At 59.2% G+C, this 742-nt stretch carries 1 protein-coding gene; it reads left to right on the top strand.

The features are described from left to right. Positions 1–507 (top strand): transposase (locus GYB81_RS23525; protein WP_031971774.1); only part of this gene is annotated, 507 nt, incomplete at its 5' end. Positions 508–742 lie beyond the last annotated feature (235 nt).

The following is a 742-nucleotide window of genomic DNA, read 5'->3' as shown; positions in this document are numbered from 1 at the left end:
CCGGCGGTATCCGAGAAGCGGCTGTCGTTAACACGAGGCGGCAACGTGCGCTACCAGCTCAAGACGCCGTACCGGGACGGCACCACGCACGTCATTTTCGAACCATTGGATTTCATTGCAAGGCTGGCCGCCCTGGTACCGAAGCCCAGAGTCAACCTAACCCGCTTCCACGGGGTGTTCGCACCCAACAGTCGGCACCGGGCGTTGGTCACGCCGGCAAAACGGGGCAGGGGCAACAAGGTCAGGGTGGCTGATGAACCGGCAACACCAGCACAACGGCGAGCGTCGATGACATGGGCGCAACGGCTCAAGCGTGTTTTCAATATCGACATCGAGACCTGCAGCGGCTGCGGCGGCGCCATGAAAGTCATCGCCTGCATTGAAGACCCTATAGTGATCAAGCAGATCCTTGATCACCTGAAGCACAAAGCCGAAACCAGCGGGACCAGGGCGTTACCCGAAAGCCGGGCGCCACCGGCTGAGCTGCTCCTGGGTCTGTTTGACTGACGAGCCTGAAGGCCAACGATACCAATCAAAATGCTGCGTTCACAGCGCCGCGGCAGGGATCCGCCGTGCTGGTTGTCGGAAAAGGAGCCGCTAGTGGGAAAGAGGAGGGTAAATTTTCAGCGTTGCTGGCTCCCCGTCAGCCGGATTGGGTTGCATCGCAGGGGTGTCGAAAGAGTCAACTGCGGTCCAAAGCTGTTGGACTTGGGTGAAAAGGGCGTTTATTCTTCCTATACGT

The organism is Pseudomonas yangonensis (assembly GCF_009932725.1).
Classification (GTDB): Bacteria; Pseudomonadota; Gammaproteobacteria; order Pseudomonadales; family Pseudomonadaceae; genus Aquipseudomonas; species Aquipseudomonas yangonensis.
This window is presented reverse-complemented; position numbering and strand designations above follow the sequence as displayed.